At 53.8% G+C, this 13,833-nt stretch carries 12 protein-coding genes; 1 reads left to right on the top strand and 11 read right to left on the bottom strand.

What is annotated here, in order from left to right; translation table 11 throughout:
- Window positions 1–130: 130 nt before the first annotated feature.
- The 6 genes from ACR0BU_RS16120 to ACR0BU_RS16095 all read right to left on the bottom strand — a co-directional run bounded on the left by ACR0BU_RS16120 (window position 131) and on the right by ACR0BU_RS16095 (window position 5,499).
- Window positions 131–1,534: an NAD(P)/FAD-dependent oxidoreductase gene (locus ACR0BU_RS16120; RefSeq protein ID WP_300069857.1), complete on the bottom strand. Its 1,404-nt coding sequence runs from the start codon at window positions 1,532–1,534 to the stop codon at window positions 131–133.
- Between the two features lie 31 nt (window positions 1,535–1,565).
- Entirely contained in the window at window positions 1,566–1,952 is a 387-nt protein-coding gene (locus ACR0BU_RS16115) for a nuclear transport factor 2 family protein (protein WP_300069854.1), read from the bottom strand.
- Window positions 1,953–1,972: 20 nt separating this feature from the next.
- The gene (locus ACR0BU_RS16110) at window positions 1,973–2,476 is read right to left on the bottom strand and encodes a universal stress protein (protein WP_299081425.1); all 504 of its coding nucleotides are present in this window, start codon (window positions 2,474–2,476) and stop codon (window positions 1,973–1,975) included.
- Between the two features lie 31 nt (window positions 2,477–2,507).
- On the bottom strand, window positions 2,508–3,848 hold the full coding sequence (locus tag ACR0BU_RS16105) for a TRAP transporter large permease (protein ID WP_298936335.1): 1,341 nt from the start codon (window positions 3,846–3,848) through the stop codon (window positions 2,508–2,510).
- Window positions 3,848–4,414: a TRAP transporter small permease gene (locus ACR0BU_RS16100; protein WP_299081428.1), complete on the bottom strand. Its 567-nt coding sequence runs from the start codon at window positions 4,412–4,414 to the stop codon at window positions 3,848–3,850. Before ACR0BU_RS16100 ends, ACR0BU_RS16105 begins: the two co-directional genes overlap by 1 nt.
- A 68-nt stretch (window positions 4,415–4,482) precedes the next feature.
- Entirely contained in the window at window positions 4,483–5,499 is a 1,017-nt protein-coding gene (locus tag ACR0BU_RS16095) for a TRAP transporter substrate-binding protein (protein WP_298936333.1), read from the bottom strand.
- Window positions 5,500–5,654: 155 nt separating this feature from the next.
- Here ACR0BU_RS16095 and ACR0BU_RS16090 point away from each other — a divergent pair, with 155 nt between their 5' ends.
- Entirely contained in the window at window positions 5,655–6,611 is a 957-nt protein-coding gene (locus ACR0BU_RS16090) for a LysR family transcriptional regulator (RefSeq protein ID WP_299081431.1), read from the top strand.
- Window positions 6,612–6,759: 148 nt separating this feature from the next.
- Here ACR0BU_RS16090 and ACR0BU_RS16085 read toward each other — a convergent pair whose 3' ends face one another.
- The 5 genes from ACR0BU_RS16085 to ACR0BU_RS16065 form a co-directional block, all read right to left on the bottom strand.
- Window positions 6,760–9,552 carry a bifunctional aconitate hydratase 2/2-methylisocitrate dehydratase gene (locus tag ACR0BU_RS16085; RefSeq protein ID WP_480738055.1) on the bottom strand — a complete coding sequence of 931 codons (2,793 nt, stop codon included), beginning with the start codon at window positions 9,550–9,552 and terminating at the stop codon, window positions 6,760–6,762.
- Window positions 9,553–9,701: 149 nt separating this feature from the next.
- Window positions 9,702–11,234 carry an alkaline phosphatase family protein gene (locus ACR0BU_RS16080; protein ID WP_480738054.1) on the bottom strand — a complete coding sequence of 511 codons (1,533 nt, stop codon included), beginning with the start codon at window positions 11,232–11,234 and terminating at the stop codon, window positions 9,702–9,704.
- Between the two features lie 71 nt (window positions 11,235–11,305).
- Window positions 11,306–13,141: a carbamoyltransferase family protein gene (locus ACR0BU_RS16075; RefSeq protein ID WP_298936328.1), complete on the bottom strand. Its 1,836-nt coding sequence runs from the start codon at window positions 13,139–13,141 to the stop codon at window positions 11,306–11,308.
- A gap of 4 nt (window positions 13,142–13,145) precedes the next feature.
- The gene (locus ACR0BU_RS16070) at window positions 13,146–13,295 is read right to left on the bottom strand and encodes a DUF5989 family protein (RefSeq protein ID WP_298936327.1); all 150 of its coding nucleotides are present in this window, start codon (window positions 13,293–13,295) and stop codon (window positions 13,146–13,148) included.
- A 17-nt stretch (window positions 13,296–13,312) separates the two neighbouring features.
- Entirely contained in the window at window positions 13,313–13,717 is a 405-nt protein-coding gene (locus tag ACR0BU_RS16065; protein ID WP_298936326.1) for an SxtJ family membrane protein, read from the bottom strand.
- Window positions 13,718–13,833: the final 116 nt, after the last annotated feature.

Genomic DNA, 13,833 nt, shown 5'->3' with positions numbered 1-13,833 from the left:
GCATCATCGCAGAACCAATGATCCCAAACGCATGCTCAATCCCGTGCTTCTGCAAAACCTTAACAAAAGCCTCTTCCGTCGTCATCTTCATAAGGGTGTTTCCTTTTTCGATCGCGTAAGCGTTAGCGAATTAAATAATTTCATCTTTCAGGTAGTAGCCGACATAGGCCATCCTCTGGCCAAGCCTGCGAAACGGGGTCAGGAATCCGTGGCTTGGTAAGGGCGAAGTGAAGATCGGCAGCTCGAACGCTTTGTCTTTCTTCCCTGCTACAAGCTGCGCCATACGACGCCCGGCCTGCGCCGAGTACATCACGCCGTTTCCGCCATATCCCATTGCGTAGAACACGCTCTGATCCGGGTCTGGTTGGAAGATACGCGGCATCATATCATGGCTGACATCGACCCAACCCCACCAAGAGTAGTCAAGGTTGATGTCCTCCAAAGCCGGAAACTTCCGGGCCAGCCCTTTTTTCAGCATATCCAGGTGCTTTTCATTCTCCGCATCCCGACCTGTCACCGCACTGCGGCTTCCGATCTGCATCCGGTTGTCGGGCAACAAGCGATAGTAGTGCCGAAGCGTCCTGGTGTCGGTCAGAGGGGACTTTGTCTGAATCCCACATTCATCCAATTCGGACTGCGTCAGCGGCCGCGTCACCAATGAGTTTGAAAGGATCGGCATCAGGCGGTGCTTGGTACGCGAATTCAAACCCGGCGGGGTGTAACCAGCTGTCGCCAGCGCCACGCTTTTGGCTCGAACGGTACCGCCCGGCGTCCGCACGTGATGAACGCCGTCCTTGGTCTCCCACCCCATGACCGGGCTACCGGTGTGGATCTTGACCCCTAAGCGGCGCGCCATTTTGACATATCCAAAAGCAAGTTTCCCGGCGTGGATGCAAGTTCCATCCGGCTCCCACATAGCACCGACAGACTCCATGTCACGGACATGGTCCGCATGCAGTTCATCCCGCGGAATGATGCGTGAGCCATAGCCGAACACATCGTTGAGCAGTTTGCTCTCTTTCTTCAGCGAAGGCATGACCTTTTCGCGGTGCGCGATGTAGTAGTGACCACCCGGTTGCGGATCGCAATCGACATCATCCGATGCGATCAGATCGTTAAACAGCTCGAAGGCTTCGGTGACCTCGGCATGCATGCCCTTGGCCACATCTTGCCCCCACCGTTCTATCCATTGTGACCGTTTGAGCCGCCCTGACGATATCTGAGCCTGACCGCCGTTGCGGGTGGAACAGCCCCAGGCCACGGTGTTCGCCTCAAGAACAACGGCTTTTATGCCGTGTTCCTTTGCCAGATGAATGGCGGTGGACAGGCCCGTATACCCCGAGCCCACCACAACGACATCCGCATCCATGTCAGTGGAAACGGGGCCATCATCAGCGGGCGGGGGGCCCGCTGTGCCGATCCAATAGGTCGGCGCATGATCACGATTGTGGCCCGGACCCGCATCCATGATCGGGTCATACTTTGGATCATAGCTGGCCTTTGGCCAATGCCGCGGGATGCTGCTGTCCACCATCTTCTTGTTCTCCGTAGCGCTGCGAGAAAGCTCAGGCTTTGAACATTGGGCGTGTTTTGCGAAGCGCCTGCTTCACGGTGATCTGACCGTCCCGTAAAGTGAACAGATCGGCACCTTCGGCTTCGACCCGCATGCCATTGGCATCGGTCCCCGAAAAGGTCCATTCCGACACGGCCCGGTCGCCATGCACAAAGTGGCTGTGATGGTCCCAATGGGCATCTTTCATCCCGGCCCAAACACCCGAAAACGCGGCGGCGATGGCCTCGGCGCCTTCAACCTTGTTGCCGTATTTTTCATCGCCAGCGACAGTGAAGAACACACAATCATCCGCAAAATGGGTCATCACACTGTCAATGTCGTGACGGTTGAACGCGTCGAACGTGTCGGACAGGTCCTGCGCAGTGAGGGTATTGGTCATAGTCTTGTCTTTCGTGGTTTTCAGTTGGATTTTTCATCGTCTCGGTACGGAACGACGAGTGTGGGGATATCTGCACGGCGCAATACACGCTTGGCGACAGTGCCGAGGAACGTATGCGAGAACCCGTGGTCATGGGCTCCCAAGACAATCAGATTGCATTTCAACTCATGCGCGCGCCGCAGGATCACTTCGGCGGGGTATCCGTCAATGATTTCAATTGTTTCGATCTGATCTTGGATACCGCGATCAGCTTCGGGCAAAGCAGCCCAGAACGCCTTTTGCCGCTCTGTCAGCACCGCCTTTACGTGGTCATGGCGCGCCTTTAAGGCTTCGGCACGCGAACCTGTATCCTGCATGAACATGCGTAGCGTAATCAACGCGTCGTCACTGAGGGGCTCGGAGACATGCAACACATGCAGCTTTGCCCCGGTTGACGCGGCCAGGCTGGCCGCGTGCATTAAGGCATAGGTGGAATTTCGCGACAGGTCAGTCGCGAAAAGGATCTGCGTAATTGTTTGTTTCATGGTTTCAGTTCCCTTTTCCGTTCGTTCACGCCTAGTAACCGAACACGCGCGGCAGCCAGAGCGAGATCTCGGGGAAGAACGCGATGATGAAGATCGCAATCGTGTTGATGAAGGCGAACGGTAGGGCGCGTAACGAAATCTCTTCGATCGAGATCTTCGATATCCCCGACGCGATGAACAGGTTTTCACCCAGCGGCGGTGTTTGGAACCCGATGCCCAGCGTACAGACCATGACCACACCAAAGTGGATCGGATCGATGCCGACGCTATAAGCCACGGGCAACATCACCGGAACGAGGATCAGGATCGTGGCCAGCGTCTCCATGAACATACCGACAAACAGCAGGAACAGGATCACAAGTGTCCAGATCACGTAGATGTTGTCAGTAAAGGACAACATACCCTGCGCGATCACGGCCGGAACCTGATTTTCAACCAGAAGTCGCCCGAACACCGTTGCAGTGAACATGATCAACAGAACCCGGCCGGTCAGCCAAGTGGTAGTTTCCAGAGCACCAAACAGGCTGCTCCACGACAGCTCCCGATAGATGAACGCGCCTACGATCAGCGTGTAGAAGATCGCAACGATGGCGGCTTCGGTTGGAGTGAAATAGCCCGAATAGATCCCGCCCAGGATCACCACCGGTGCCATCAGCGCCCAGAAGCCGCGATACATCTCGCACCACATATGGCGTGGTGACCAGCCATCGGTGCTGCCAGTATAGTTGTTCTTTTTCGCGAGAACGTAGTTCATCAGCAGCAAACTGCCTGCGATCAGGAAGGCGGGCATAAACCCGGCAATGAAGAGTTTCGGGATCGAAACGGTCTGGAACTGGCCGAACTCTTCCACAGCTTCGGGTGGGGGCGGCATGCCCAATGCCGCGATGCCGAAAATGATCAGCGGGATGGAAGGCGGGATAACGATGCCAAGGCCACCTGATGAGGCGGTGATTGCCGATGCAAAACCCTTGGAATAGCCGCGATCAATCATGGCCGGGATCATCAACATGCCAACGGCGGCAGTCGTCGCCGGGCCAGAGCCCGAGATAGCGCCAAAAAACAAACACGCCATGACGGTTGCAGCCGACATACCGCCGGTGAACGGACCAGCGAAGCTTTCGGCGACATTGATAAGCCGTCGCGACAGCCCCGATGCTTCCATCAGCGCACCCGCCAGAATGAAAGCGGGCAACGCCATCAGTGGGAAGGACCCGACCGAGGTAAAGGCGATCTGCACGAATTTGATTGGGTTTTCACCCAGATAAAGGAAGGTGATCAGGGTCGAGACGCCAAGCGCCACAGTGATCGGAGCACCGATGAACAGCAGAAACAGGAATCCGCCAAACAGCAGTGGGATAATTTCTGCGCCCATTACTTGTCTCCCTCAGAACTGGAACTGCCATGGCTATGGCTTTCGGCTTCGGCTTTGACAGCGTCGAGATCGATCGAGTCTGGATCGATCATCTCTTCATCCAGCACGAGTTTGCGATAGTTCACCTGGATCACACGGATGGTCATCAGCGTGAAGGCGATGGGCAGAACGATATAAACCCAGCTAAGATGGAACCCGAGAGTTTGCGACGACTGGAACTTGTTCATCTTGTTGAAGATGAAGTCGATTGCCAGATAGACGAAAACGACGTTGAAGAAGATCCAGAAGAGATCCGCGAAGGCCTCAATGTATTTGATCGCGCGGGGCGACAGGAACTTGAACTGAAATGTCACCCGGTTATGGGCGCCCATCTTTGCAGCATAACTGGCGCCAAAGAAGACAAACCAGACGAACATGTAGATCGACAGTTCTTCGACCCAGGAAAACGAGAATGCAAATAGCGTTCTCACGATAACCTGAAGAAACAACAGACAAACGAACATCGCCAACAATGTGCGGCAGATATAGCTTTCGATGTTGTCGACAAATCCCCAAAACTTCGACATCTGACCCTCCCTTTTTTGTAGGGGGCACCGTCAGGCACCCCCCATTTCATTGACCTTTTGGCCTTAGCTTATTGCGAAACCGGTTCGCGGCCGATTTCAGCCAGCACGGCGTTGAGCTTTTCGACGCCACCGATGCTTTCATAGAACTTCGGCCACACGGCGGTGGTTGCAAGTTCGATGAATTCAGCTTCGTCGTTCTCAGGATCGACGATTTCCATGCCTTTTTCGATCAGGATCTCTTTGATCTCGGCCTCTTTCGCGCGCAGGAAGTCTGCAGAAGCCTGTGTTGCGGCCTTGCCAGCCTCAAGCACGATTTCCTGATCCTCGGGGGACAGTTCCTGGAACACCTGCTCGGAAATGATGAGCGGCTCGATCGAGAAGATGTAACGGATGTTGGTCACATACTTCTGAACTTCGTAGAACTTCATCGCGTTGATGGTGGTGTAAGGGTTGTCCTGACCGTCGACAACTTTGGTCTGCAGACCGGCAAAGGTTTCCGACCACGCCATCGGCGTCGGGCTGATGCCCCAAGATTTATACGTGTCGATCATGATCTCGTTCTTGGGAACGCGAATGACCAAACCTTCAAGATCCGCTACCGACTTGACCGGTTTTTTCGAGTTGGTCAGACGACGGAAACCAGTATAGGTCCAGGCGATGATGCGAACACCGGCATCATTGATGGTGTTCTCGGTCAGTTCCTGGCCAATCGGGCCCTGGGTCAGTTTCTCGGCGTCCTCGAGGCTGAGGATCACGTAAGGCAGGGTGAACACGCCAACGGTCGGCGAGAACGGAGTGATGTTGTTGATCGCCAGCAGCGACATATCAAGCGTGCCAATGGCCGCGTCGTTTACGGTATCCTGCTCGGAACCGAGCTGACCGTTCAGGAAGAGAGTTGCCGTATGATTGCCACCCGATAACTCTTCGAGTGCGGCTTTGAAGCCTAGTCCCGTTGCCTCCTGGCTTGAACCCCCGCTGTCGCCAACCGCGATCTTGAAGTTTTTGGCATCTGCTGCGCCGGCAACCATAAGCGCCGCCACGGATACCGCAGCGGTAAAGGCGCCAACCTTCTTGATGAATGACATGGATTTCCTCCCAGTTGTCAGATTTTGAGGTGCGCGCCGACCTTGGGGAGATGTGGCCAGTCCGATTCTGCCTCAGCAGATCAACACTAGCTTGCATGAAATGTTTCTTAGTTGTTAATCTTTGCGCAATAGGTTTCACAAATATCGAACTTAAAATGAATCGCGATACGCTTGCCACGCGAATAGGCGACACGGACATCCGGTTGCTTAGGATATTCAGAACCGTCGTGGAAAGCGGCGGGCTGACAGCGGCCGAGATCGAACTAAACATCGGTAAATCGACTATTTCAAAGCATATCTCGGACCTTGAGTTGCGTTTGAAACTGAAGCTTTGCAATCGCGGTCCGGCCGGGTTTTCCCTGACGGAAGACGGAGAACAGGTATTGGCTGCGGCAGAGGAGTTGTTGATCGCCGTATCGCATTTCCGAACCGAGGTTAACGAGATAAAAGAACAACTTGCAGGAACTATCCGTGTTTCGCTGTTCGATCAATGTGCCTCAAATCCCGAGTCTCAACTTGCCTCGGCGATCCACAATTTCAACGAGGCCGCCCCCGCGGTTCAGATTGAATTGTCACTGGAACCCCCAAACGTGATCGAGAAAATGGTCATTTCAGGCCAGCTGGATTTGGGTATCATTGCGTTGCACCGACCGTCAACGAGCCTTAACTACGTTCCACTCTATGGCGAAGACATGTTTCTTTATTGCGGGGTAGATCATCCGTTATTCGCGACCCCAGACGCCCAACTCAGCACCAGTGACCTGCGCAGATACAACTATGCCGGTGTAAGCGTGAATTCGCCAAATCTGATCGTAGGCCAACAACTTGGGTTCAAGCGCGCAGCAAAAGTCCAGAACGAACAAGCCCTGGCCATCCTCATTCTGTCGGGCCGTTATATCGGATTCTTACCGGACCATTTGGCCCAGGGGTTTGTTGGTCGTGGGTTAATGAGGAAGATTTTGCCAGAAGAAACCCAGTATCGCACACGATTTGCTGCGGTTACACGAAAGCAGCCCGCCCCTACTCGTGTCACCAAACTGTTCCTTGATGCATTGAAGAGCGCGCATTTGCGAAAAGAACCAACTGTCGTTTCAAGCTTTGCGGAACGCTAACTGTATTTGGTTGTTTTTGGGCAGTCACCAACACTTAGATACCGGGGCTCCAAATGGGGATGGAGGCGCTCAACGACATCAATATGTGCCCGGCTTCCATCACGGATACCGAGCACGGGTATTGGAGATAGGGCGTTACCCCTGCGCTTTAGAAATGCACCGACTTTGCAGCAGCAGTGTTTTCCATTGGCGGTGCAAATTTCGTCAGGTCGATACCTTCTACGGCAGATTTGTACTCTTCAATTTTCGGAGTTCGGCCAAGGATCGCTGCAAGGACTACAACCGGCGTAGAAGCCAGCAGGGATTCGCCCTTCTTCTCACTTGAATCCTCGACAACACGACCCTGGAACAGGCGCGTGGACGTCGCCAACACCGTGTCACCCTTGGCCGCCTTTTCCTGGTTGCCCATGCACAGGTTACAGCCAGGGCGTTCGAGATACAAAATGTTCTCGTATTCGGTGCGGGCCGCGCCTTTAGGGAACAAATCATCAAACTCGAAGCCCGAGTATTTTTGCAGGATGCTCCAGTCGCCTTCCTCTTTCAGCTCATCAACGATGTTGTAAGTCGGCGCGGCAACAACCAATGGCGCCTTGAATTCGACTTTGCCGTTCTTCTTTTCCAGGTTTCTGAGCATTTGTGAAACGATGACCAGATCGCCCTTGTGGACCATACACGAACCCACAAAACCCAGATCGACCTTTTTCTCACCCTGATAGTAGGACACCGGCCGGATTGTGTCGTGGGTATATCGCTTGGACACATCCGCGTTGTTCACATCCGGGTCCGCGATCATTGGCTCGTCAATTTCGTTCAGGTCAACGACCAGTTCGGCAAAGTATCTGGCGTTGTCATCCGGCGTCAAAGCGGGTTTCTCGCCCGATTGGATCTCAGCGATGCGCGTGTTTGCCTTGTTGATCAATCCCTGAAGGGTGCCAGCGGCATTATCCATGCCTTTATCGATCATGATCTGAATGCGATTTTTCGCGATCTCAAGCGACTCAATCAGTGTTTCGTCCTGAGAAATACAGATCGAGGCTTTGGCCTTCATCTCGGCGGTCCAGTCGGTGAACGTAAATGCCTGATCCGCCAGCAAAGTCCCTATATGAACCTCGATAATCCGGCCCTGAAAAACGTTGTCACCAAACTTCCGCAGCATTTGCGCCTGGGTTGCGTGAACCACGTCGCGGAAGTCCATGTGATCCGCCATTTGGCCCTTGAAGGTCACCTTGACGGATTCAGGGATTGGCATCGTCGCTTCGCCCGTGGCCAATGCCAGAGCAACTGTCCCAGAATCCGCGCCGAATGCAACGCCTTTGGACATGCGCGTATGGGAGTCTCCGCCAATAATGATGGCCCAGTCATCCACCGTAATGTCATTCAGAACCTTGTGAATCACGTCCGTCATCGCATGGTATTCGCCCTTGGGATCCCGTGCTGTGATCAGGCCGAATTTGTTCATGAACGACATCAGCTTAGGGATATTCGCCTGCGCCTTGGAATCCCAAACCGAAGCCGTATGGCACCCGGATTGATACGCACCGTCAACGATTGGGGAAATGACCGTTGCCGCCATGGACTCCAGCTCTTGCGACGTCATCAGGCCTGTCGTGTCCTGAGAACCGACGATATTGACGCTGACGCGGGCATCCGATCCGGCGTGCAGAACCTTGCCATCGGTGACGCCAACCGCGTTCTTGTTGAAAATCTTCTCGACAGCCGTCAGGCCCTGCCCCTCGTGCGAGATTTCTCTGGACGGCGCAAAGGCTGACTTCAGCTCAATACCCAAAGTCTCTGCTGCAAATGTCTGAAGCTTTTTGCCAAACACAATCGCATATGATCCGCCCGCCTTGATGAACTCGACCTTCTGCGGCGAGAATGACGAGGACACGTCAACCAATTCTTCATCACCGGCCGCGTTGCACAGCGTTTTGTCTTTTGTGTTGATGGTCAGAACCGTCCCGGTGTCGACCGAATAGGTCTGTTCGAGAATTGGGTTGCCATCATTGTTCAGGATCGGGTTGCCGTCGGAATCCACTTTCTTGACCCAGTTTTTGAGATCAATACCGATCCCGCCGGTCACGCCAACCGTCGTCAGGAAAATCGGTGAAATACCGTTTGTTCCGGCGACAATCGGGGCAATGTTGACGAAAGGCACGTAAGGGCTGGCCTGTTTTCCCGTCCAAAGTGCCACGTTGTTCACACCGGACATGCGCGAGGACCCAACGCCCATAGTGCCCTTCTCGGCGACCAACATGACACGCTTGTCTGGATGCTGTCTTTGAAGCTCCTGAATTTCAGCCTGAGCTTCGTGTGAAATCAAACATTTACCATGCAATTCACGATCCGAGCGTGAATGGGCCTGATTGCCAGGCGACAACAAGTCGGTCGAGATATCACCTTCGGCCGCGACGTAAGTGACGACCTTGATCTCATCTTCTATTTCAGGAAGCTTGGTGAAGAATTCAGCCTGCGCATAACTTTCCAGAATACTCTTGGCAGTTTGATTTCCTGCCTCGAAAGCCGCCCTGAGCCGATCCGTGTCAGCGTCATATAGAAAGACTTGGGTTTTCAGAACATCTGCGGCTTGGTCGGCGATCGAAGGGTCATCACCCAATGCCAGATCAAGAAGAACTTCGACCGAAGGGCCCCCTTTCATATGTGACAACAGCTCGAACGCGAAAGGCTGAGGAATCCCTTGAACGTCGGCCTCGCCAAGAATGATCTCTTTGAGAAATCTGGCCTTTTCTCCTGCTGCGCTGGTTGTGCCCGGCAGCGTGTTGTAGATGAAATGGTCCAACGACTCGGCTTTGTGCGTGTTTCCAGCGTCTCTGATTTGACCAATGATCTCTCGTGTCAGCGCGCCATCTTCGATTGGCTTGGGGTTCAGCCCCTGTGCCTTGCGGGTTTCGATCTCGTTCAGGTAATCTGTGTAAAGGCTCATGGCTGCTTCCGGCGAATTTGATTGGGCACCAAGCGGTTAAACGCCCGGCGAGTAACATTGTATGCGGCGGTATACTAAATAAACCTGAGTTGCAAGATCGACGCCACACTACTTTTTGACGAGCCAAAGACCTGCCGTTGTGAATGACGTCAGTACCGAAGCTGAACTTTTGGGCCGTTGGGCGTGATCGAGTGCAGCGACAATGTATGATCCATGTTGCGCATCCGATGTCTTAGCATCTGCCGCCCAAGACGGGCGAGATCGTCGGCAAATTCGGCGTTTGCGGCTACATTCTCGAACTCTCCCCGGCCCTGATGATCAAACAGGATCGGTGGCAGGTCGGCCGCGAACTCAACCAGCGTAAACCGCTCGTCCCGCAAAATAGAAAGACAAGACTCGCTGTTGCTGGTTCCCAATTGCCGTTGCCATTGGGTCGGGTTTTCAGGTTCAGAAAAATCAAGCTCGCTGAACGAGTAGTTGCGCCAATCGTGGGGCATGTCGCCATACAACAAGGGAAGCAAAGACCGGCCATCCATCGCATTGGGTGCTTTTTGACCAACCCAATCCAGAATTGTGGGCGTCACATCAATCGACTCGGTTGGGACCGTGACCGTTGATCCTGCTCGCGCTTGATTGCCGGGATCACGGATGATCAAGGGCGTATGATATGCAGCGTCATAGGCCGTCATTTTGCCCCAGCTATGGCGATCCCCCAACATCTCTCCATGGTCGGCGGTGATGACAACCAGTGTATCATCGTATTGACCGCTCTGTTTCAGATACTCAACCACGCGCCCAACATGGTGATCGACCTCTGTCGCCAAGCCCATGTAGATGGCCCTCAATGTGCAGATGCTCTCATCCGTTGGCTCAACTTCATCGAACCCGTGCACAAATCGCATTGGGGTGTAAGCGTCGAGAGTTGGCCCGAAGAACGGATGCAATCCCTTTTCGTCGGCAATAGTGGCAAGGCGTTGGGGCACAGGAATGCCCGCCGGATCATACATGTCGTTGTACGGTGCCGGGGCCACCAAGGGCGGATGCGGGCGAATGTAAGTAAGGTGGGCAAACCAGTTCTTGCCTCGATGCGGCGCGATACCATCCAGAAACGCATCGGTCAGAAAAGCTGTATCACTGTCTTCCGCCCGATAAAGAGCGGGATCATTCAGCTTTGGCTTACGTCCATCCGCCGAAACGGGCTTATAAACATCCCAATAAGTGTCAAACTGATAGCCCTTTTTCATCAAATGCGATTGCCAGGAAAAAGACTCCTCAAGGCGCATTTCAACAACCTCATGGAACCCATCCATGCACTGCTCATAGGATTTCAGTATCGGATCATTGGGATCATGCACCCGAGGATCTGCCGATGTGTCGGTATAGCCAAACAACATCGGCAGATATCCGGCCTTGCGCATTTCGGTCGCAATGTTCGGTGTATCGTGTCGCAACGGCGTTCCGTTGCGCACGGACCGATGGTTCATCGCATATTGCCCAGTCAAAAGTGACACGCGCGATGGTCCACAGGGATTAGTGACCGAGTAGTGACGCGTAAATGTCACCGCCTCGTCCATAAAAGCCTGCAGGTTAGGCAGATCAACGTGATCGGCCAACGCTCCGGACAGGCAATCGGCCCGGAGCTGATCGATGATAACGAACAAGACATTTCCAGCCTGACCCATACCACGGACCCCTATTCCGCACCCTTTTTCAGATACGGACTTTGTCGTGGTTCAATCGGTCATGCAACTGGTTAGTCCAGCTCGTATTTGGTCTCGTAGTTCTCCCGAAGGGCCGGATCCTGTTCTTCCTTGCGCAGCAAGCAATTCCCGATGGACAGCACTTCGATATCCGTGCCCATGAAACACCGGAACGCATCGGTTGGCGTACACACGATCGGTTCACCCCGCACGTTAAACGATGTGTTGACCACCAGTGAACAGCCGGTCAGATCCTTAAACTTCGAGATCAGCGCGTGATAGGCCGGATTGGTTTCTTTGTGCACGGTCTGGATGCGGGCGGAATAGTCGACATGGGTCACTGCCGGAATGTCGGACCGCTTTACATTTAGCTTATCAATGCCAAACAGAGCGTTTTCCTCATCCGTCATCTTGCGCCGGATGCGATCCTGAACGTCAGCAACGATCAGCATGTAGGGGCTGTCCCCATCCAGTTCGAACCAGTCAGACACATCTTCGCTTAGAACGGATGGTGCGAATGGCCTGAAACTCTCGCGGTACTTGACCTTGAGGTTGAGGGTCTTTTGCATCGACTCGGATCTCGGATCGCCCAGGATCGAGCGGGCACCCAAGGCACGAGGACCGAACTCCATACGCCCCTGGAACCAGCCAACCGCTTTGCCATCTGCCAACGCCTGTGCGGTTTGATCGACCAGCTCTCCGTTCGCATAGGTGGAGAATTTTGCACCCGCTTGGGTCAGTTCTTTGGCAATTGCATCATCCTCATACAGTGGGCCAAGATAAGACCCCTGCATTTGATCGCCAGAAGGCACTTCACGCGGTTGCTGCATCTCTTGATGCCAGGCGGCATAGGCAGCGCCCAATGCACCACCTGCATCGCCGGCGGCGGGTTGTACCCAAACATTGTCAAAGGCACCGTCGCGGAGGATCTTGCCGTTGGCGACGCAGTTCAAGGCCACCCCTCCTGCCATACACAGATTGCGTATGCCATGCTCGCGCGCCAGATCACGGGTGATGCGCAGCATGATTTCCTCGGTCACGGCCTGCACCGAAGCCGCAATGTCCATATGGAATTGCGACAACTGTTCCGTTTCAGGCTTGCGCACAGGATGGCCAAACAAGTCTTCCAACGCCTTGTTGGTCATCGTCAGACCGGCGGTGTAGTTGAAATACTTCTGGTTCAGACGGAACGAACCGTCCTCTTTCAGGTCCACCAGATGTTCGAGGATAAGGTCCTTGTATTGCGGCACCCCGTAGGGTGCCAAACCCATGACCTTGTATTCACCGGAATTGACCTTGAAGCCTGTGTAGTAGGTGAAAGCCGAATAGAGCAGACCCAGTGAATGCGGGAAGTGCAATTCCTTGACCATAGTTAGGTCATTGCCGCGCCCGATACCCACAGTTGTTGTTGCCCATTCCCCGACACCGTCCACGGTCAGCACGATCGCCTCTTCAAACGGAGAGGGATAGAATGCGCTGGCCGCATGGCTGACGTGGTGTTCCGTGAACAGAATTTTTTCGACCGAGAAATCCGGGTCGATCCTACGCAGCTGTTTGTTCAGCAGATCCTTGAGAAACAACTTCTCTCTCAACCAGACCGGCATCGCCATTCGGAACGAGTTAAAACCACGCGGTGCTACTGCGATATAGGTTTCGATCAGGCGTTCGAACTTCAGAAACGGTTTGTCGTAAAAGACAACATTGTCCACATCGGCAAGGGTAACTCCTGATTCGGCCAACACATATTCGATGGCCTTTTCAGGAAAACCCGGGTCGTGTTTGCGACGGGTAAAGCGTTCTTCCTGCGCGGCGGCAATGATCTTGCCGTCGCACAGCAAAGCTGCTGCGCTGTCATGATACAGCGCTGATATGCCTAAAATATAAGTCATAGGATCAGAACAGCGTATAGATGAACGGCGCAATCGCCGAACCTTGGCTAAGTACAATCAGACCGCCGAACAAACCCAACACAATCAGGATGGGCAACAGCCAAAACTTTTTTCTGACCCTCATAAATGACCAGAGCTCGGAAACGAATGACACGCCTGGTTCTCCCTTCTTTAAAACTGCTGTTTCATGCTGCCGGGCTGATCCGTGCGATCAACCCAATAGCTTTTTGCTGAACTGTCTAGTTTTTCAGACAAAAGATCTTTGCCAAACAGGCGTACGACGACGCCAAACGGCACAAATGTGGTTATGAAAACAAGGAACATCACGACTGGTGCAACGATGGCGCCCAGCAACATACCAAACTTGAACCAAAGCCGGTTGGGCTTGGTCAGCGTTTTCGGGGCAATAAAGGTCAAAGCCAGAATAATCGCAGCGATGACCAGCGGAATCCAGCGCACTGTACCACCGCCCCACAGCGGCCACAGGGCAATGATCAGGAAGACTACAGTGAAGACGATCCCAAAGCCCCGCTCGGACCCGATTTCGACATCAACATTTGCTTGATGGTCAGACATGAAACACAACCGAATAACAAAAACACAATAACAGGGCCAAAGATAACATCGCCACCCAGCGACACAAGGGAATAGATCACAGAGCGCGCTGGAAAATCGTTAATTTCTGTCGCCCG

It is taken from the genome of Ruegeria sp. CK2, from assembly GCF_056536585.1.
Note: the sequence above shows the minus strand (reverse complement) of the source record. Positions and strands in the feature narration are given on the sequence as shown.